This is a genomic window from Streptomyces sp. NPDC001868, assembly GCF_040297125.1.
GTDB lineage: Bacteria > Actinomycetota > Actinomycetes > Streptomycetales > Streptomycetaceae > Streptomyces.
Map to the genome: position 1 here is coordinate 13,606 of NZ_JBEOYO010000032.1, position 19,143 is coordinate 32,748.

Below are 19,143 nucleotides of genomic sequence, written 5' to 3' on the forward strand. Positions count from 1 at the left end.
GCTTCCGCCCTTGCCTCTGCTTCCGCTTTCGCTTTCGCCTTCGCCTTCGCCTTCGCCTTCGCCTTCGCCTCAGCCGACCCCAACCGCCCGCAACCCCGCCGTGGCCGCCGCCGCCCCCAGCACCACCACCGCGAACGGCGCCCTCCGCCACGCCAGCACCCCGCCCACCAGCACCCCGGCGGGCCGCGCCCACCCGGCGAAGCCGCCGCCCTCGGTCAGCGCGCCCGTGGCCAGCAACGCCACCAGCAGCACCACGGCGGCCCCGGCCAGCAACTCCCGTACCCGTACGGGGATCTCGACCCGCCCGTGCAACGCGGGCCCGGTGAGCCGGATGGCGTACGTCCCCACGGCGAGCACGATCATCGCGCCCACGACCGGGCCATCCACGACCGTGCTCATGACACCCTCCCGTCCGCCGCATCCGCCGCATCCGCCGCATCCGCCGCATCCGTCGTATCCGTCGCCCCGTTCGCCCGTTTCGCACTGCCGACGCCGGCCCGCCACACGACCAGCCCTGCCAGCGCCAGCAGGACGGGAACCCCCGTCGGTGTCACCGGAGTCGCCGCCAGCGCCACCACCGCACCCAGCGACGCGGCCCGCCGTACGGGCGGCTGCTCGCGCAGCGCGGGCAGGACCAGCGCGGCGAGGACGGCGGGGAAGGCGGCGTCGAGGCCGTACGCGGCGGTGTCGCCCAGCGCGGTGCCGGCGAGGGCCCCGGCCAGGACGCACACGTTCCAGACCGTGAAGAGGCCGAGCCCCGAGACCCAGAACGCGACCCGGCGCCGTACCGGATCGCGCTGGGCCAGGGCGAAGGCGGCCGTCTCGTCGGCGACCAGGTGCGCGCCCACGAACCGGGCGAGCCTGCCCGGCCCCAGCACATCGGCGACCGCCAGACTGAACGCCGCGTTGCGCGTGTTGAGCAACAGCCCCGTGGCCGCCGCCGCGAACGGCCCGCCCCCGGCCAGCAGGATGCCGACCGCGCTGAACTGCGCCGCCCCCGCGTACACGACGAGCGACATCACCACCGGCACCCATACGGGCAGCCCGCCCGCCACCGAGATCGCGCCGAAGGAGACACCGACGACACCACCGGCGGCACAGACGAGGGAGATGTCCCGGAGCAGCGCGGGGTCATGGACCTGGAGTGTTCGGGGCAGCGAACGCATGTTCTCTACAATGAACAGAAGCCCTGGTGTTCGTCAAGGCGAACGATCGTACTTCTGGAGCGAACGACATGTCCGACACGGCCTCTGGGGGAGCGAAGCCTCCGTCCCGCCTCCCCCTCGACTGGATCGCCGCCTCCCTCCGCCGGGAGCGCACCCGCGCCGGTCTCTCCCTCTCCGAGCTGGCCAAGCGCGCCGGGATCGCGAAGTCGACGCTCTCCCAGCTGGAGTCGGCGAGCGGCAACCCGGGCATGGAGACGCTGTGGGCGCTGGGCGTGGCGCTCGGGGTGCCGTTCAGCGCGCTGATCGAGCCGCCGGTCCCGACGGTGCAGGTGGTCCGGGCGGGGGAGGGGCCCACCGTCCACTCCGAGCACTCCAGTTACACGGCGGTCCTGTTGTCCGCGAGCCCGCCGGGCGCGCGCCGCGACATCTACCGGACCCAGCTCGAACCGGGGTCGGTACGGGAGTCGGAGCCGCACATTCCGGGGACGGTGGAGCACCTGACCGTCAGTACGGGCCGGGTGAAGGCGGGGCCGAGGGGCGAGGAGGTCGAGCTGGGCCCCGGCGACTACATGGCGTTCCGGGGCGATGTGCCGCACTCGTACGAGGCGCTGGCGCCCGGGACGACGTTCGTCCTGGTGATGCAGCACATGTAATGGGGGGCAAAAAGGCAGGAGCCCCTTCGCCGCGAACGGCTAGGGGCTCCTTGGGTACTGCTCTCAGACGTCGTCAGAGGGGCATCCCTCGATCAGACGGGCGTGACGTTCTCCGCCTGCGGGCCCTTCGGGCCCTGCGTCACGTCGAAGGAGACCTGCTGGTTCTCCTCCAGCGAACGGAAGCCGTTCGCGTTGATGGCGGAGTAGTGGACGAACACGTCCGGACCGCCACCTTCCTGGGCGATGAAGCCAAAGCCCTTTTCGGCGTTGAACCACTTCACGGTTCCGGTAGCCATAAGCCCTCCTTGGGCCCAAAGGGTTGCCCTGCTCCAGAACCCTGCAAGTGTGAAAACAAGATGCCGCACAACTGCATACGTCTGAAAACGACGAGAGCCCGCGGTTACATGCTCCGCAGGCTCTGTACTGCAAGGGAAACCAAACTGCAACTTGCGGCGAGCCTAGCACGCAGGCAGGGGAAAGCAATAGAGGGCAAGATCACGTCACCCGGATGTTTGATCGGCTCGTGTCGCGGGTTGACGAATCGCCTCTTCTTCACCACCGGCCCCACTGGCGACACGCCGTCGAAAGCGTTGACACGGGGTGTACATCCGGTTTCGTGAGCCCCTCTCGGCCCCCGGAGCCCGCACCGTACCCCATGAGGGCTAGCCTCACGATGTGGACAATCCTCGCAACCGGCCGCGCGTCGGCCACATCCAGTTCCTGAACTGCCTGCCTCTGTACTGGGGGCTGGCGAGAACGGGCACGCTCCTCGACTTCGAGCTGACCAAGGACACCCCTGAGAAGCTCAGCGAGCAGCTGGTGCGCGGGGACCTCGACATCGGGCCCATCACGCTCGTCGAGTTCCTCCGCAACGCGGACGACCTGGTCGCCTTCCCCGACATCGCGGTCGGCTGCGACGGGCCGGTGATGTCCTGCGTCATCGTCTCCCAGGTGCCCCTCGACCGTCTGGACGGCGCTCGCGTCGCACTGGGCTCCACCTCGCGCACCTCCGTACGCCTGGCGCAACTGCTGCTGGCCGAGAGCGTCGGCGTACAGCCGTCGTACTACACCTGCCCGCCCGACCTTCCGCTGATGATGCGGGAGGCGGAGGCGGCGGTGCTCATCGGTGACGCGGCGCTGCGGGCCAACCTGCTCGACGGGCCGAACTTCGGCCTCGAGGTGCACGACCTGGGCGCCATGTGGAAGGAGTGGACGGGGCTGCCGTTCGTCTTCGCGGTGTGGGCGGCGCGGCGGGACTACCTGGGGCGGGAGCCGGAGGTCACCCGAAAGGTGCACGAGGCGTTCCTCGCCTCCCGTGACCTGTCGCTGACCGAGGTGACCAAGGTCGCCGAGCAGGCCGCCCGCTGGGAGGCCTTCGACGAGAGGGTCCTGGAGCGGTACTTCACGACCCTCGACTTCCGCTTCGGCGGACCCCAGCTGAGGGCGGTCGCCGAGTTCGCGCGGCGGGTCGGCCCGACCACGGGATTTCCGGCGGACGTCAAGGTCGACCTGCTTTCCTGAACATTTCCTCCGTAAGTCCCGCCGAACTTCCCGGAATTTCGTTTGACGAATTCCGCCTTCTGTGGCATCGGCCGCGAACCGACCACCGACGTTCGCATTCCCATTCGGGCGTACGGCACTACGCTGCTGGGGAGTCCTGCGTCGGGGAGAGTTCGTACGGGGGAACGTACGGCGTGACGCGTGGAAGACGTACGGGAGTCGTACGGGGGAGGTGTCGCCCATGCAACCGCTCGATGCCGGTGAGCCCACGGCCGTGGGGCCCTACCGACTGCTCGGCCGGCTCGGGTCCGGCGGGATGGGCCGCGTCTATCTGGGGCGCAGCGCGGGCGGCCGTACCGTCGCCGTCAAGGTGGTGCATCCGCACTTCGCCCTCGACGAGGAGTTCCGCGCCCGCTTCCGGCGTGAGGTCGAGGCGGCCCGCCGGGTGGGCGGTTCCTGGACCGCCCCCGTCCTGGACGCGGACCCGGAGGCGTCCGTCCCGTGGGTGGCGACCGGCTACGCGGCCGGACCGTCCCTCGCGGCGGCGATCGCGGACGGCGGTCCGCTGCCCCCGCACTCGGTACGGGTCCTGGGCGCGGGTCTGGCGGAAGCGCTCTCGGCGGTGCACGCGCTGGGCCTGGTCCACCGGGACGTGAAGCCGTCGAACGTGCTGCTGACGGTCGACGGCCCCCTCCTCATCGACTTCGGCATCGCCCGCGCCACGGACGGCACGGCCTCCCTCACCTCCACGGGCGTCTCGATCGGCTCCCCCGGTTACATGTCCCCCGAGCAGATCCTCGGCAAGGGCATCACGGGCGCGGCGGACGTCTTCTCCCTCGGCGCGGTCCTCGCGTACGCCGCGACGGGACAGTCCCCGTTCCCCGGCGACTCCTCCGCCGCCCTCCTCTACAAGGTCGTCCACGAGGAGCCCCGGCTGGACGGTCTGGAGGGCGAGCTGCGGGACCTGGTCCGGCACTGTCTGTCCAAGGACTCCGCCGCCCGCCCGGCCCCCGACGAGGTCGCCCGCACCCTGGCCCCCCAGGGCGCGGCCCGTCTGGTGACGGCGGGCTGGCTGCCGGGCCGTCTGGTGGAACAGGTCGGCCGCAGCGCCGTGCAGCTGCTGAACCTGGAGGCGGTGGACGACGTCCCGTCCGGGCCGGTCGGGTTCAGCAGTCCCTCGGTGGGTCTGGGGGAGTCGATGGTGGGGACCCCGTCGGCCCAGCCCGGTGACGCGAAGGCCGAAGTGCCCGCCACGAGCGGGGTGTTCGGGCCGCCGCCGGTGATGTCGCCGCAGGGGCCGCCCGTCACCCATGTACCGGGGCAGCGGGCCGAGGCCGCGGTGGCGGACACGGTCCCGCCGGCGGAGCCCTCCGCCGCCTCGTCCCCGTCCCCGGCCCCGGGGAAGCTGTCCTTGAGCGTGGCGGCGGCGTCCACGACCACCGCGAACGGGCGGGGCCGGAGGGTGAGTTGCTCGGTCGCCCTGGCTGTCGCGGGGGCTTTCGCGCTGGTGGGCGTGGGGGTGCTGTTCGGGCTCGGGATGCTGCAGGGCCAGGGCGACGGCGACGGCGATGACAGCGCGGCCGACAAGTCGTCGTCGGCGAGCGGCAGTCCGAGCGAGGAGAGTCAGTACTCGCAGGCGCCGGGGGACACGGAGGGCGAGCTGCCCGAGAAGTACCTGGGCACCTGGGAGGGCGAGGCGTACGCCCTCGACGGCAACCTCCCCGCCGGAACCTTCACCGTCACCCTCGAACAGGCCTCGGTGGGCGACCCGTTGGGCACCTTCCGCTCCGTCGACCTCCTCGGCGGCGCCTGCGACGACAAACTCGTCCTCAAGAAGGTCACCAAGGACAACATCCTTGCCACGAGCATCGCCGACACCAAGAACAACCCCGGCACCTGCACCAAGAACACCCACGAGATCACCCTCACCCCCGTAGGCACGGAACTCCAATACACCTCGAACAACGCGGCCGCGGGCGACCCCAAGGCCCGCCTGGCGAAGGTGAAGTGAGGCGGGGGAGGGGCCGGTGGGGGGCGGTGCGTGGTCGGGTGCGGGTGAGTGGGGGCGGGCCGCGCAGTTCCCCGCGCCCCTGAAAAAGCAGGGTCTGCGCCCCGTGCTTTTTCAACGGCCCGCAGGGGCCGTTGCTTTCAGGGGCGCGGGGAACTGCGCGAGAACCCCCACCGAACCCGCACCGACCCACCCACCCATGGGGGGGCGAAGGGGCGCAGCCCCTGGATGGGGGCACCTCCCGCTCGAGCGAAGCCGAGAGTGGGGGAGGGACGGGTAGGGGCGGCGGGGGCGAGACCCCTCATAGGCTGACCCCGTGGCTCCCGACCCCTGGCTGATCGCCCTCACCCTGGCCGCCGCCCTCTGGGGCGCAGCCACAGGCACCCTCCTCCCCCGCCCCGCCTACCGCTTCACCGTCGACGAGGACCAGCCCTGGCAACACGAGTGCCCCGCCGGCCACCCCATCACCGGCCCCGCCTCCGGCTGGCTGGGCCCCGCCCGCTGCCCCACACCCCCCACCAAGAACACCCCACACTCCACCGAGGCCACCCCACCCCTCACCACGGCCACCCCACCCCCCACCTGTGCCTACGGCCCCCGCACCCCCACCGTCGCCACCACCACCGCCCTCGTCTGCGCCACCCTCACCCTGGCCACCGGCCCCCGCCCCGAACTGGCCGTCTGGCTGCTCCTCACCCCCCTGGCCGTGCTGCTCACCCTCGTCGACCTCAGGGCACAACGCCTCCCCGACCCCCTCACCCTCCCCTTCGCGGCCCTCGCCCTCACCCTCCTGGGCGCGGTCGCGTTCGTACCCGAGCACGCGGGCCAGTGGCGCACGGCGGCGTACGGCGCCCTCGCCCTCGGCGGCCTCTACTTCCTCTTCTTCCTCATCAGACCCGCCGCCCTCGGCTTCGGCGACGTGAAACTGGCCCTCGGCCTCGGCGCCGTCCTCGGCTGGTACGGCTGGGGCGCGCTGTACCTCGGCACGTTCGCCGGCGCGCTCATCGGCAGCGCGTACACCCTGGTCCTGGCGGCCCGGGGCCGCGCCGTACGCGGACAGCTGGTCGCCCTGGGCCCGTTCATGATCGCCGGCGCGTACGTCGGGCTGCTGCTGGAGGCGTACGCCGCCTGAGACGGAGACCTCCGCCGGGGGGAGTTATCCACAGGCGGACGGGCTGACGTCGGGCGATCCGGACCGCTGGCGTAGGCTGGCCTGGTCCGTCCAACCCTTACGAAAGGGACGCTCCCGGTGACCGAGAAGGCCGACCTCCAGTCCGTTCTCGACCGTGCCGCAGAGGGTGGGCGGATCACTCCAGAGGAGGCGCTCGACCTCTACCGCGACGCCCCGCTGCACGCGCTCGGCGCCGCCGCCGACGCCGTACGCAAGCGGCGGTACGCGGGCACGGAGCACATCGCGACGTACATCATCGAGCGGAACATCAACTACACGAACGTCTGCGTCACGGCGTGCAAGTTCTGCGCGTTCTACGCCCCGCCGAAGGCCAAGGACAAGGGCTGGACGCGCGACCTCGACGACATCCTGCGCCGCTGCGCGGAGACCGTCGAGCTGGGCGGTACGCAGATCATGTTCCAGGGCGGCCACCACCCGGACTTCGGCGTGGAGTACTACGAGACGCACTTCGCCGCGATCAAGAAGGCGTTCCCGCAGCTGGTCATCCACTCCCTCGGCGCGTCCGAGGTCGAGCACATGGCCCGGATCTCCAAGGTGGGCGTGGAGGAGGCGATCACGCGGATCCACGCGGCCGGTCTCGACTCCTTCGCCGGCGCCGGCGCGGAGCTGCTCCCCGCGCGTCCCCGCAAGGCCATCGCGCCCCTCAAGGAGTCCGGCGAGCGCTGGCTGGAGATCATGGAGATCGCGCACGGGCTGGGTGTGGAGTCCACGTCCACGATGCTCATGGGCACCGGCGAGACCAACGCCGAGCGCATCGAGCACCTGCGGATGATCCGTGACGTCCAGGACCGGACGGGCGGCTTCCGGGCCTTCATCCCGTACACCTACCAGCCCGAGAACAACCACCTCAAGGGCCGTACGCAGGCCACGCTCTTCGAGTACCTGCGCATGATCGCCATCGCCCGGCTCTTCATGGACAACATCGCCCACATCCAGGGCTCCTGGCTCACCACCGGCAAGGAGGTCGGCCAGCTCTCCCTGCACTACGGCGCGGACGACCTCGGCTCGATCATGCTGGAGGAGAACGTCGTCTCCTCCGCCGGCGCCAAGCACCGCTCCAACCGTATGGAGATCATCGACCTGATCCGCAAGGCGGGCCGCGTCCCCGCCCAGCGGACCACGACCTACGAGCACATCGTGGTCCACGACGACCCGGCGAACGACCCCGTCGACGAGCGCGTCATGTCCCACATCTCGTCCACGGCCATCGAGGGCGGCACGGCCCACCCCGAACTGAAGCTGCTGAACGCCAACTAGGGTCCGATTTAGGGTTCATGTGCTGACGATTCACGCCGCCGACGAGGTGCGGTACGGGTGGGACGCCGACGCGGAGCGGGTGAAGGACGGCGCCGTCGTGGTGGACGGCGACCGGGTCCGGGCCGTGGGTCCGCTGACGGAAGTCCAACAACGCTTCCCGGGCGCCCGGGTTCGGCACTGGCCCGGCGTCCTGGGCCCCGGCCGCATCCACGAAGGTCCCCTCCCGGACGCCCCCTCCCCACGCGAACGCGTCCACGCGGTACTGAAGTCGGGCGCGGTCGCGGTCCTGGCGGAACACGCGCACACCCCGGAACTCCGCGCCGCCGCCCAGCGCAACGACGTGGTCGTCCTTCCCGGCACCCGGCCCATGACGATCAGCGACACCGGCCGGGCGGACCTGGCCGTCTTCGACTTTGGAGAGTGCGTGGCCACGGTGTGCGCGGGGCGCCTGGTCCACCGTCGCCGCTAAGGCCGGCACCCGGTTCTCTTGGGGGCGCGGGGAACTGCGCGACCAGCCACACACAACCCGCAGCCCGCAACACTCCGCACCCCCGACCCGAACCCGGAACCGGCCGACCCGAACCCGGAACCGGCTCACCCCGAGAACGCCTCCCCGAACGCCCCGTCCTCCTGATCGACCCCACTGCAGTCGACCAACTCGTCACTCGCCCCGCCCCCGCACTCCCGATCCCGGAACGTCGCCCACATCGACACCCAGCCGACCCCCTTCTCCTCCGCGAACTCCCGCACCTGCGCCGCGTCCTCCAACGTGAACGTCTCGTTGTCGACGTCGTTCACCCCGAGCATCGACGTCAACGCCAACGCACCCCACGCCGTCGACTCACTCGTGCCGAAGACGTCCATCAACTGCTCGTGCGTCGCCTCGGCGGACCGCTCCGCGTAGTCGCCCATGTCACCGCCGTACGAACTGGCGTAGTTCATGGTCATGATGTTGACCGTGGTGACCTGGACGGCGTGGTCGTTGGCCGAGTCGAGCAGGGCGACCGCGTCGTCGTCGAGGCCGGACGGCATGACGGGGAGGGTGAAGAAGACGGAGAGGTCGGGGCGGTCCTTCTGGAGGAGCGCGATCGCCTCGGAGCGCAGAGCGACGGAGTCGGAGTCCTTCAGCGCGTCGCCCTCGACATCGAAGTCGGCCCGGGTAGAGCCGGCCGCGTCGAGTGCCGCGCCGTACGCCTCGGCGAGCGCGGACGCGCTGTCGCAGGCCTGGGCCAGCTCGGTCCCCGAGGCGCCGCCGAAGGAGACCCGTACCGACGCCCCGGAGTCGGTGAGGGCGGAGATCCGTGACTTCACCGCCGAGTCGTCGATCGCCTCCGTCCCGTTCCACGCGGGCGTGCACGCGTCGCCGTCACCCTCGGCGATCACGAACGCCAGGTTGTACGCGGCGGCCGACCCGGCGTCGTCGAGGTCGGAGGCGTCGGTGGCGTTCACATACGGCGCGTAGGCCGTGGTGGTCCCGGACGCCTCCGTCGCCGACTCCTCGGCGGGCGCCGACGCCCCGGCCGTGCTCGCCGGGCCGCTGGGTGTGGACGCGGACCCATCGCTCTTCGTGGTGCAGCCCGCGCAGGCCAGGGCCACCAGACAGAGCAGACCGGCGACCGGTTTCAGGGAATTCCTCACGGTACTCACGACGGAAATGAATCACAGCCGGCTGTGCTTCATGTGTGCTTCTTGAAGATTGCAGATCAGAAGGGAGATCACGAAACGGGGGGTGATGAAAGTGGTCCTAGTCGGGCAAACGCACCCTTCCTGGTCGGGTGTGTCCCCGCAAAGGCAAACCCCGTGGCTTCGCAGTCGTTCATGGATTCTCTAAGGAAACGGACAGGTTAAGGAGTTTCTCATGGGGGTCTCACAAGAAAAGCTGGGAATTGGCCAAATAAAGGCCGCCTAATATCCGGGGATATGCAATCCGAGTCCGCCAACGAAAACCTCACGCCCGAGGCCGTGTACGAGATCACCTCGGCACCGGCCCACGGCAGCCGCCGCAAGCAGGGCAGGCAGCGCAAGGGTCCGGCCGGTGAGGGCCCCGTGTTCGTCGACAACTCCGGGCGCCGGGCCAGACTGCTGCGCCGCTGCGGCATGCTGCTGGGGGTCGTCTGCCTCGGTTACGCCGTCGTACTCGGCATGGCGTTCATGGGCTGGGGCATCTCCGCGTCCCCGACCGAGCTGTTCCCCTTCGGCGGAGGCGGCCAGGCCGGCGCACCGGGCGGCGGCAACGGCCCGCAGCCCCAGGGCGGCATCGCCCCCGAGGGCATCCCCTCGGGCGGCCCCGGCGGCACCCCGCCCTCCGGCGCCCCCGGCGGTACTCGGCCTTCCGGCGCCCCCACCGCCGTACCCTCCCCGTCCGCGTCCGCCAACTGACGGGAGCGCACCACCCGATGAGCACCACCACACCCGCGCGCCGAGGCCGCCGACGCGCCCCCTCCAAGCTCCAACGCGCCACCGGCAAGGCCGCCGTCCTGCAGAAACCCCGGGTCATCCTCGCCCTGCTGCTTCTGCTCGGGCTGACCAGCGTGATGCTGCTCGACGGCTATCTGCGCGCCGAGGTCGGCGGCGACCAGCGCGTCCGGACCGGGGCCAGCTCCGGCGACGTACCCGACGACATCCTCGACGGCGGGCCCATCCTGACCTTCCGCGGCGGCGAGGCGCGGACGCAGTCCGTGCCGGACAAGACCATCGCGCTCACCTTCGACGACGGCCCGAACCCGACCTGGACCCCGGAGATCCTCGCGGTTCTGGAGAAGTACGACATCCCCGCGACCTTCTTCGTGGTCGGCTCGATGGTGTCGCGCTATCCGGCCATCGTCGAGGACATGGTCGAGGACGGCCATGAGATCGGCATCCACACCTTCACCCACGTCGACCTGTCGTACCAGAGCGACGCCCGTATCACCCGTGAGCTGACCCAGACGCAGCTCGCCCTCGCGGGTGCGGCCGGCATCACCACCACGCTCTTCCGCGCCCCGTACTCCTCCGAGACGGACGCCATCGACAACTACAGCTGGCCCGTCTACAAGAAGCTCGGCGAGGAGGGCTACACCAGCGTCTTCGTCGACACCGACAGCGACGACTGGAAGCGGCCCGGCGTCAAGAAGATCATCAAGTGGGCCACACCGGAGGACGGCAAGGGCGCGTCCGTCCTCATGCACGACGCGGGCGGCGACCGCTCCCAGACGGTCGAGGCGCTCGGCACGTACATCGAGAAGATGAAGGCCAAGGGCTACACCTTCACCACTGTCAGCGGCGCCCTGCAGAAGGACGACGCCGAGAACGGCCAGGGCAGCCCGGGTACTTCGAACCCCCAGGCCGCCCACCGCACCGCCACCGGCACCACCCTGTACGAGGGCAAGGCGCTCGTCGCGGCCGTGTACGTCGCCGAGTACGCCGTACCGACCCTCTCCGTCGGCCTGATGGTCGTCGGCGTCGCGGTCATGGGCCGCTTCGGGCTGATGCTGATCCTCGCCCGCCGCCACTTCCGAGAACGCAACAAACGCCGGTTCAGCTGGGGGCCACCGGTCACCGGCCCGGTGACGGTCATCGTGCCCGCGTACAACGAGAAGGAGTGCATAGCCAACACGCTGCACTCCCTCGCGCGAAGCACCCACCCCATCGAGATCATCGTCGTCGACGACGGTTCCACGGACGGCACCAAGGAGATCGCGGAGGCGCTTGGGTACCCCAACGTCCGGGTCATCCGCCAGGAGAACGCGGGCAAGCCCGCCGCCCTCAACAACGGCGTACGGAACGCCAGTTACGACATCGTCGTGATGATGGACGGCGACACGGTCTTCGAGCCGGACACCGTCGCCAAGCTCGTGCAGCCCTTCGCCGACCCGAGCGTCGGCGCGATCGCGGGCAACGCCAAGGTCGGCAACCGCGACACCATGATCGGCGCCTGGCAGCACATCGAGTACGTGATGGGCTTCAACCTCGACCGCCGCATGTACGACCTGCTGCGCTGCATGCCCACCATCCCGGGCGCGATCGGCGCGTTCCGCCGTGACGCGGTCCTCGAAGTCGGCGGCATGAGCGAGGACACCCTCGCCGAGGACACCGACATCACCATCGCCATGCACCGCGCCGGCTGGCGCGTCGTCTACCAGGAGCACGCCCGCGCCTGGACCGAGGCCCCGGCCTCGCTCAAACAGCTCTGGTCACAGCGCTACCGCTGGTCGTACGGCACCATGCAGGCCCTCTGGAAGCACCGCAAGTCCCTGACGGACAGCGGCCCCTCCGGTCGCTTCGGCCGTGTCGGCATGCCCCTGGTCGTCATCTTCCAGATCATCACCCCGGTCCTCGCGCCACTCATCGACGTCTTCACCGTCTACGCGATGATCTTCGTCGACTTCCAGGCGTCCCTGCTGGCCTGGCTGGCGGTCCTGGGCGTCCAACTCGTCTGCGCGGCCTACGCCTTCAAGCTCGACAAGGAGAAGTACCGCTATCTGCTGATGCTCCCGCTCCAGCAGCTCGCCTACCGCCAGATGATGTACCTCGTCCTCATCCACTCCTGCGTCACAGCCCTCACCGGCGGCCGCCTCCGCTGGCAGAAACTCAAACGCACGGGCGAGGTCGGCACCCCGACGGGGGCGAGCTGATGGGGTCGCACCGGAGAGGGGCGGCTGTCACCGAACCTGTCACGCCCGTGCCGACAGCGCCGGGTGCCGACGCGGCCATAACTGAGGTGCGAGAAGGCTCCGCGCCCCAGCCCCGAACCACCGTGCGCGACCGCTACTTCGACACCCTCCGCGCCCTCGCCCTCATCCGAGTCGTCACCTACCACACCTTCGGCTGGCCCTGGGTCGGCATGGTCTTCCCCTCCATGGGCATCATGTTCGCCCTCGCCGGCACCCTCATGGCGAAGTCCCTCGAACGCCCCGCCCCCAAGGTGATCAGGAGCCGCGTCCGCCGGCTCCTGCCCCCCTTCTGGTTCTGGGGCCTCTTCGTGGTCGTCGCCATGCTGATCCACGGCTGGATGCCCGGCTGGCAGATCGTCTTCTGGGTCGTCCCCCTGGGCGACCCCCCGGGCAACGCCTGGGGCGAACAGGCCTGGGAGATCCTCTGGTACCTGCGCACCTACCTCTGGTTCGTCCTCCTCTCCCCACCCCTGCTGAAGCTGTTCCGGCTGGCCCCGGTCCCGGTCCTCCTCCTGTCTCTCTCACCCGTCCTGGTCCTCCACTTCCTCTGGGAACCCCCGGACGACCGCTTCGGCAACGCCCTGACCGACCTGGCCACCTTCCTCTTCTGCTGGATCCTGGGCTTCGCCCACCGCGAGGGCGTCCTCGCGCGGCTGAAGCCGTTCGCGGTCACCGTCCTCTCCCTCGCGGCCCTCGGCCTCGGCGCCTGGTACGCCTTCACCCACCAGGAGGAGACCGGCACGTACGACCTCGACGACATCCCCCTCGCCCAGGCGTTCTTCTCCGCCGGCTTCGTGACGCTCCTGCTGTACGCGAAGGCGTACTTCAAGGTCGACTTCGCCGCACTCATCCGCTTCCGGCGCCTCGACCGGATCGTCACGATCTTCAACTCCCGGGCGGTGACGATCTATCTGTGGCACGAGATCGCCCTGATCCTGGCCGTCCCGCTGATCGACCGGTTCTGGAACGTCCCCGCGTTCGAGAGGTACCTGCCGCTGGAGAGCCAGTGGTTCATGTTCGGCGTCGGCTGGCTCCTGATCGGCGCCTTCGTCCTGCTCTGCGGCTGGGTGGAGGACGTGGCGGCGAAGAAGAAGCCGAGGTTGCTGCCGTAGACGCCGAAGCCGCTGCCGTGGACGGTGGGTGGGCCGGACGCACCCGCGTCCGGCCCGTACTGCCACAATGGGCCCGTGACCCGCGCATCCCTGGACAAGCAGCCGCACGAAGTCGCCTCGATGTTCGACCGAGTGGCGAAACGGTACGACCTCACCAACGACGTGCTGTCCCTCGGACAGGACCGGCGCTGGCGCAAGGAGGTCGCGCGGGCGGTCGACGCCCGCCCCGCGCAGAAGATCCTGGACCTCGCCGCCGGTACGGGCACCTCCTCGCTGCCCTTCGCGCGGACCGGCGCGTACGTCGTGCCGTGCGACTTCTCCCTCGGCATGCTCCGGGTCGGCAAGGAGCGCGACTCCTGGCTGCCGTTCACGGCGGGCGACGCCACGAAGCTGCCGTTCAAGGACGGCACCTTCGACGCGGTGACCATCTCCTTCGGCCTGCGCAACGTGCAGGCCACCGACACCGCGCTGCGCGAGCTGTACCGGGTCACCAAGCCCGGCGGCCGCGTCGTGATCTGCGAGTTCTCCCACCCGACGTGGACACCGTTCCGGACCGTCTACACCGAGTACCTGATGCGCGCGCTGCCGCCCGTCGCCCGCGCGGTCTCCTCCAACCCGGACGCGTACGTCTATCTCGCCGAGTCCATCCGCGACTGGCCCGACCAGGCGGCCCTCGCCGAGCGCCTGCGGAAGGCCGGCTGGGACAAGGTCGCGTGGCGGAACCTTTCGGGCGGGATCGTCGCCCTGCACCGGGGATTCAAGGCCCACTCGTAGGGGGCCAAACCCGCCCGTAACGCTCCGAGTTCACCCGTACGAGGGGCGCCCGTCGGGGAATGCTGTTGACGGGAACCGGTCAATAGAAACTACCGTCCGTTGATACATCGGTACGCGCCGGTGATGTCTCACGACGGGGGTTCCATGACGTCCTACTGCCCGCACTGCGGAACACCGGGTCCCGACGAGGCACGCTTCTGCGTGAAGTGCGGACGGGAACGCCCACCGATCCCACCGACGAATCCTCCCCAGGCGCCCCCTACATCTGATGTGCCCCAGGCGCCGCAGATGCCCCAGGCGCCCCAAGTGCCCCAGGTGCCCTCGGCACCCCCTCCCACCCCACCCGGCCCGCCGGCCCCGCCGGGAGCGCCGCCCTTCGGGCCGCCCGTGGGCCCACCGCCGCCCCCTCCCGAGTACGCCCCCGTCCCCGCCCGTCCCTCACCCGTCGGCGCCTTCTTCGGCCGGGCCTTCCGGGGCGACTGGGGCGGCTCCGCGCTGTCCGCGCTCTGGCCGGTCGGCCTCCTCTTCGCCGCCGCCCTCGCCCTGGCCATCCCCTCGTACGGGCAGAGCGCCCAGGAAGACGAAGACTTCGTGGGCTTCGCCGACCGTCTGGGCCTCGCCCTCGCCGCCCTCCTCCAGGGCCTCGGCGGCGGCTTCGAGGCCTCCGAGGCGGGCGGCGGCGACTACGCGAGCGACTTCCAGTCCGCCGAGGGCACCATCACCCTGACCCTGGTCCCGCTCACCGTGACCGTGCTGTTCATCGGGGCGCTCTTCATCGGCGTACGGCAGCTCCGTACGCGACTGGCGGCACGCGGCGCGTACGCCGGCGGGTACGGAGGCGCGTACCCCGGCGGGTACGGCGCCACGTACGCCGGCCCCGGAGGTCCCGGCGCGCTGCCCGGTGGCAGCCGTACCGCCGGACTCGAAGCGGCCGTGCGGGTCACCCTGCTGGTGACGGCCGCCGTCCTGCTGCTCGGGCTGTTCGCGCAGCCCGAGGTCGCGCTCGCCGAGGTCTCGACGTCCCCCTGGCGCGCGGCCCTGGGCGCGCTGCTGCTCACCGCCGCCGTCTCGGTCGGGCTGCTGCAACGCGACGACCTGGCCGCCTGGCTGGCCGTCCGCCCCGGCCCCCGGGCCCTGTTCCGGGCGACCGGAACGGCCGTACGCGCCATGGCGGTCGTCCTCGCCCTCTGCTCGCTCGCCGTCTTCGTCGTCCTCGCGGCGAACGACGAGTGGCAGACCGAATGGGAGGAGGACCTCAACCCGCTCCTCCTCGTCCTGCTGATCCTGCCCAACCTCGCCGTCCATCTCCTCGGCCTCTCCTGGGGCGCGTCGATCGAGGGCGAGGCGGGCCGTACGCCGTACACCGACGACTCGTCGTTCGGCGGCGACTCGTCCGGCGAGTTCGGGCTCGTCGAGTCCAGCCCGTACGGCGGCGGCTACGAGCGCGAGGCGTTCGGGCTGTCCGAACTGGGTGACGCCGTCAACTCCTGGGCGGTCGTGGGCGCGCTGGCGCTCGGCGCGGTCTGCGCCCTGATCCTCGGGGTCCTCGCGGCCCGCCGCTCCTCGGGCCGTGGTGAGCAACTCCTCGCCGCGGGTGTCTTCTTCGGGCTCTTCCTCCTCCTCTCCGGCGTCAGCGGCTTCGGGATGGAGGCCTCGGGCTCCGCCACGACCGACTTCAGCAGGGAGTTCTCGGCCGCGGGCCAGGCGGACGTGGGCCTGGACATCCCCGAGGTGCTCCTCTTCGGCCTCCTCTGGATCTTCGGCGCGGCCTTCCTGGCGCCCTACCTGGTCCAGATGACCGGGGCGCGCACGGCGGTGATCGCCCCACCGATCCCGGCGATGCCGAGCACCGGCCCGGCGCCCTACGGGTACCCGCAGCAGCCCTCGGCCCCGGCGCCGGCCCCGCACGAGCCCCCGCTCGTCGAACTGGGCCACCACCACCTGCCGCCCCCGGAACCGGCCGGTCCCCGCAACCGCCCCCTCACCTGGGTCCTCACGATCGCCGCGGCCCTCGTGATCGGCGGGGGAGGAGCGGCGGCGATCCTGCTCTGGCAGAAGTAGGGAGCACTTGGAGGGCAGTTGAGGAGGGGACCGCGCCCCGTTTTCAAGGGGCGCGGGGAACTGCGCGATCAGCCACGACGGACCCGCAGCCTGCGACGGCACCGATCCGGCCACCCCGAATCCAGAGCCCCCAAAAAACTACCGTCGCACCGCGAACGGATCCCCCGGCTCGTCCAACGCCCTGCGCAACCCCGGCGGCGACCCCCCGCCCCGCGGCTCCCGCACACCCCCACCGTCGTCGCCCGACTCGAACCACACGGTCACGGCGGCCCCACGCGGCACCGTCACTCCCGGCGGCGGGTACTGCCGTACGACGTAGTCCACGACGCTGAGTTGGAGGTCGGGCAGGTCGGGGGCGACGAGGGTCACCCCGCCCGCCTCGGCCGTCTCGCGCGCGTCCACGGTCATCAGACCGACGAACCGCGGCACTCGCACTTCGAATGACTTGGGCAATATGCGCACAGATGTTCACCCCCAGCGGTACCGGCAGGGTAACCGCCGAGCGGCCCCGGCCGGAAGCGCTGCGTGGCAATCTGCGGCAAATCGCTACGCAGCGTGACGAGTTGCCGAAATCCCGAACACGGGACCCCTCACCACGGCATCCCTCACACGGGACTCCTCGCCACGGGACTCCTCACCACGGGACCTCTCACAGCGTCAGCCGATAGCAGTGCCCCACCTGCCGCGAGACCGGCGTCGTGTACTTCTCCGCCAGTTCCATGCCCAGCCGCCGGGTCACGGCGATGGACCGCTCGTTGCGGGCGTCGACCATGGCGACGACGCCGCCGATGCCGGCCTCCCGTACCCGCTGAAGGGTCTGCGTCGCGGCGGCGGTCACATATCCCTTGCCCCAGTGGTCGCGGGAGAGCCGCCAGCCGATCTCGATCTCGCCGGTCGGGCCCCACTCCCGGGGCCACGGCTGGGCGCCGGTGAAGCCGATGGCCCGGCCCTCCTCGTCGAGCATGGTCCACAGACAGAACCCGTACTCGGCGTCGTGGCGGCGCTGGCGCGCGGTGAGCTCCTCGTAGACGGACAGCTCGGCGGACCGGCCGCCGTGGAACTCCATGACGTCGGGATCGTCGAAGATCCGGTGCCAGGCGAAGGCGTCCTCATCGGTGGGGACACGCAGCCGTACGTCGGGCAGAGCTCTGTTCACAGGGGCAGCCCTTCAGCCGATGATCGGTACCGCTGAATAGACTGCCCATGTCCGACGCCTGTCGGCACATGTTTTCTGGTCTTCCGGTGCCGGTGTTCCAGCCTCCGGCCTCCGGTCTGCCGGCGAACCTTCGCTTCGATCCTTCTACTTCTTGGGGAGAACCCGTCGTGACCGAGCCCCAGCCCCTTACCGAACACACCGCCGATGTGATCGTCGTCGGGGCCGGGCCAGCCGGTTCCACCACCGCGTACTACCTGGCGAAGGCCGGGCTGGACGTGCTCCTCCTGGAGAAGACCAGCTTCCCCAGGGAGAAGGTCTGCGGCGACGGCCTCACCCCACGCGCCACCAAGCAACTCGTGTCGATGGGCATCGACATCTCCGAGGAGGCCGGCTGGCTCCGCAACAAGGGGCTGCGGATCATCGGCGGCGGCGTCCGCCTCCAGCTCGACTGGCCGGATCTCGCCTCCTACCCGGACTACGGACTCGTCCGCAAGCGCGACGACTTCGACGAGCAGCTCGCCCGCCAGGCCCAGAAGGCGGGCGCCCGGCTGCACGAGCGCTGCAACGTGGGCGCGCCGATCGTCGACGACCGCACGGGCCGGATCACCGGCGTGCACGCCAAGCTCGGCGACGAGAAGCGGGAAGTCACCTTCCACGCCCCGCTGGTGGTGGCGGCCGACGGCAACTCCACCCGCCTCTCCCTGGCGATGGGCCTGCACCGCCGCGAGGACCGCCCGATGGGCGTCGCGGTCCGTACGTACTTCACGTCCCCCCGCCACGACGACGACTACCTGGAGTCCTGGCTGGAACTGTGGGACAAGCGCGGCCCGGGCGAGGACCGGCTGCTCCCCGGCTACGGCTGGATCTTCGGCATGGGCGACGGCACGTCCAACGTGGGTCTGGGCGTCCTCAACACCTCCGCCGCCTTCAAGGAGCTGGACTGGCGTGACGTCCTGAAGGCCTGGTGCGCGTCCATGCCCGAGGAGTGGGGCTACACCCCCGAGAACATGACCGGCCCCATCCGCGGCGCCGCCCTCCCGATGGCCTTCAACCGCCAACCCCACTACACCAAGGGCCTGCTGCTGGTCGGCGACGCCGGCGGCATGGTGAACCCGTTCAACGGCGAGGGCATCGCCTATGCCATGGAGTCCGGGCAGATCGCCGCCGACGTCATCGTCCAGGCCCACGCCCGCGCCACTCCCGGGCAGCGCGAACTCGCCCTCCAGCGCTACCCGCAGGTCCTCAAGGACACCTACGGCGGCTATTACACGATGGGCCGCGCCTTCGTGAAGCTCATCGGCAACCCGAAGATCATGAAGCTGGCCACGCAGCGCGGTCTGACCCACCCGCTGCTGATGAAGTTCACCCTGAAGATGCTGGCCAACCTCACCGACCCCACGGGCGGCGACGCGATGGACCGCATCATCAACGGCCTCAGCAAGGTGGCCCCGAAGGCGTGACAACGGCCGCCCCTGGGTGACCGGGGCGCGAGGCTGCCGTGGGTGACCGGGGCACGAGGATCGCGTGGGTGACCGGGACAGCGCCTTCCGTCCCGTTCACCCGCGCGGCAGGGCAGCGGCGGCCCGTGTCGCCGGGCGCAGGTGAGTCCCGC

18 protein-coding genes are annotated in these 19,143 nt (G+C 70.6%); 12 read left to right on the forward strand and 6 right to left on the reverse strand.

Going from position 1 to position 19,143, the window contains the following annotated elements; genetic code table 11:
* Positions 1–69 precede the first annotated feature (69 nt).
* Positions 70–399: an AzlD domain-containing protein gene (locus tag ABT147_RS30345; protein WP_351411980.1), complete on the reverse strand. Its 330-nt coding sequence runs from the start codon at positions 397–399 to the stop codon at positions 70–72.
* A complete protein-coding gene (locus tag ABT147_RS30350) occupies positions 396–1,166 on the reverse strand; it encodes an AzlC family ABC transporter permease (RefSeq protein ID WP_351411982.1) in 771 nt (256 codons plus the stop codon). The genes ABT147_RS30345 and ABT147_RS30350 overlap by 4 nt, the downstream gene beginning before the upstream one ends.
* A gap of 68 nt (positions 1,167–1,234) precedes the next feature.
* Here ABT147_RS30350 and ABT147_RS30355 point away from each other — a divergent pair, with 68 nt between their 5' ends.
* On the forward strand, positions 1,235–1,819 hold the full coding sequence (locus ABT147_RS30355) for a helix-turn-helix domain-containing protein (RefSeq protein WP_351411984.1): 585 nt from the start codon (positions 1,235–1,237) through the stop codon (positions 1,817–1,819).
* Positions 1,820–1,911: 92 nt separating this feature from the next.
* Here ABT147_RS30355 and ABT147_RS30360 read toward each other — a convergent pair whose 3' ends face one another.
* Entirely contained in the window at positions 1,912–2,115 is a 204-nt protein-coding gene (locus tag ABT147_RS30360) for a cold-shock protein (protein WP_007490911.1), read from the reverse strand.
* Between the two features lie 379 nt (positions 2,116–2,494).
* Here ABT147_RS30360 and ABT147_RS30365 point away from each other — a divergent pair, with 379 nt between their 5' ends.
* The 5 genes from ABT147_RS30365 to ABT147_RS30385 all read left to right on the forward strand — a co-directional run bounded on the left by ABT147_RS30365 (position 2,495) and on the right by ABT147_RS30385 (position 8,245).
* Positions 2,495–3,340, forward strand: coding sequence for a menaquinone biosynthetic enzyme MqnA/MqnD family protein (locus tag ABT147_RS30365; RefSeq protein WP_351411987.1), 846 nt, complete (start codon positions 2,495–2,497; stop codon positions 3,338–3,340).
* A gap of 220 nt (positions 3,341–3,560) precedes the next feature.
* Positions 3,561–5,330, forward strand: coding sequence for a serine/threonine-protein kinase (locus ABT147_RS30370; RefSeq protein WP_351411989.1), 1,770 nt, complete (start codon positions 3,561–3,563; stop codon positions 5,328–5,330).
* A gap of 313 nt (positions 5,331–5,643) precedes the next feature.
* Positions 5,644–6,459 carry a prepilin peptidase gene (locus ABT147_RS30375; protein WP_351411991.1) on the forward strand — a complete coding sequence of 272 codons (816 nt, stop codon included), beginning with the start codon at positions 5,644–5,646 and terminating at the stop codon, positions 6,457–6,459.
* 117 nt (positions 6,460–6,576) lie between these two features.
* Entirely contained in the window at positions 6,577–7,776 is a 1,200-nt protein-coding gene (gene mqnC / locus ABT147_RS30380; RefSeq protein WP_351411994.1) for a cyclic dehypoxanthinyl futalosine synthase, read from the forward strand.
* 19 nt (positions 7,777–7,795) lie between these two features.
* Positions 7,796–8,245 carry an imidazolonepropionase-like domain-containing protein gene (locus ABT147_RS30385; protein ID WP_351411997.1) on the forward strand — a complete coding sequence of 150 codons (450 nt, stop codon included), beginning with the start codon at positions 7,796–7,798 and terminating at the stop codon, positions 8,243–8,245.
* Between the two features lie 125 nt (positions 8,246–8,370).
* On the opposite strand, the gene ABT147_RS30390 is transcribed toward ABT147_RS30385, so the two are convergent.
* Positions 8,371–9,414, reverse strand: coding sequence for a chitinase (locus tag ABT147_RS30390; RefSeq protein WP_351412128.1), 1,044 nt, complete (start codon positions 9,412–9,414; stop codon positions 8,371–8,373).
* Positions 9,415–9,696: 282 nt separating this feature from the next.
* Between ABT147_RS30390 and ABT147_RS30395 the strand changes: the two genes are divergently transcribed.
* The 5 genes from ABT147_RS30395 (at position 9,697) to ABT147_RS30415 (ending at position 16,375) form a co-directional block, all read left to right on the forward strand.
* Positions 9,697–10,155, forward strand: coding sequence for a hypothetical protein (locus tag ABT147_RS30395; RefSeq protein WP_351411999.1), 459 nt, complete (start codon positions 9,697–9,699; stop codon positions 10,153–10,155).
* A gap of 17 nt (positions 10,156–10,172) precedes the next feature.
* On the forward strand, positions 10,173–12,389 hold the full coding sequence (locus tag ABT147_RS30400; protein WP_351412001.1) for a bifunctional polysaccharide deacetylase/glycosyltransferase family 2 protein: 2,217 nt from the start codon (positions 10,173–10,175) through the stop codon (positions 12,387–12,389).
* Positions 12,389–13,540: an acyltransferase family protein gene (locus tag ABT147_RS30405; protein WP_502983188.1), complete on the forward strand. Its 1,152-nt coding sequence runs from the start codon at positions 12,389–12,391 to the stop codon at positions 13,538–13,540. Before ABT147_RS30400 ends, ABT147_RS30405 begins: the two co-directional genes overlap by 1 nt.
* A 75-nt stretch (positions 13,541–13,615) precedes the next feature.
* Positions 13,616–14,314 (forward strand): demethylmenaquinone methyltransferase, encoded by a 699-nt coding sequence (locus tag ABT147_RS30410; RefSeq protein ID WP_351412005.1) that lies wholly within the window; start codon positions 13,616–13,618, stop codon positions 14,312–14,314.
* A gap of 144 nt (positions 14,315–14,458) precedes the next feature.
* Complete coding sequence (locus tag ABT147_RS30415) at positions 14,459–16,375, forward strand: zinc-ribbon domain-containing protein (protein ID WP_351412130.1); 1,917 nt, start codon at positions 14,459–14,461, stop codon at positions 16,373–16,375.
* 138 nt (positions 16,376–16,513) lie between these two features.
* Here the strand turns inward: ABT147_RS30415 and ABT147_RS30420 are convergent, their stop codons facing one another.
* Positions 16,514–16,783, reverse strand: a complete 270-nt coding sequence (locus ABT147_RS30420) for a PASTA domain-containing protein (protein WP_351412008.1) — start codon at positions 16,781–16,783, stop codon at positions 16,514–16,516.
* Between the two features lie 241 nt (positions 16,784–17,024).
* Positions 17,025–17,531, reverse strand: a complete 507-nt coding sequence (locus tag ABT147_RS30425) for a GNAT family N-acetyltransferase (RefSeq protein ID WP_351412010.1) — start codon at positions 17,529–17,531, stop codon at positions 17,025–17,027.
* Between the two features lie 167 nt (positions 17,532–17,698).
* On the opposite strand from ABT147_RS30425, the gene ABT147_RS30430 reads away from it, so the two are divergent.
* Positions 17,699–18,991, forward strand: coding sequence for a geranylgeranyl reductase family protein (locus tag ABT147_RS30430; RefSeq protein WP_351412012.1), 1,293 nt, complete (start codon positions 17,699–17,701; stop codon positions 18,989–18,991).
* Positions 18,992–19,143 lie beyond the last annotated feature (152 nt).

Coding starts and splice junctions, on each gene's coding strand:
- ABT147_RS30345 (WP_351411980.1), bottom strand. CDS start 399: ATGAGCACGGTCGTGGATGGCCCGGTCGTGGGCGCGATGATCGTGCTC.
- ABT147_RS30350 (WP_351411982.1), bottom strand. CDS start 1,166: ATGCGTTCGCTGCCCCGAACACTCCAGGTCCATGACCCCGCGCTGCTC.
- ABT147_RS30355 (WP_351411984.1), top strand. CDS start 1,235: ATGTCCGACACGGCCTCTGGGGGAGCGAAGCCTCCGTCCCGCCTCCCC.
- ABT147_RS30360 (WP_007490911.1), bottom strand. CDS start 2,115: ATGGCTACCGGAACCGTGAAGTGGTTCAACGCCGAAAAGGGCTTTGGC.
- ABT147_RS30370 (WP_351411989.1), top strand. CDS start 3,561: ATGCAACCGCTCGATGCCGGTGAGCCCACGGCCGTGGGGCCCTACCGA.
- ABT147_RS30395 (WP_351411999.1), top strand. CDS start 9,697: ATGCAATCCGAGTCCGCCAACGAAAACCTCACGCCCGAGGCCGTGTAC.
- ABT147_RS30400 (WP_351412001.1), top strand. CDS start 10,173: ATGAGCACCACCACACCCGCGCGCCGAGGCCGCCGACGCGCCCCCTCC.
- ABT147_RS30405 (WP_502983188.1), top strand. CDS start 12,389: ATGGGGTCGCACCGGAGAGGGGCGGCTGTCACCGAACCTGTCACGCCC.
- ABT147_RS30415 (WP_351412130.1), top strand. CDS start 14,459: ATGACGTCCTACTGCCCGCACTGCGGAACACCGGGTCCCGACGAGGCA.
- ABT147_RS30420 (WP_351412008.1), bottom strand. CDS start 16,783: ATGACCGTGGACGCGCGCGAGACGGCCGAGGCGGGCGGGGTGACCCTC.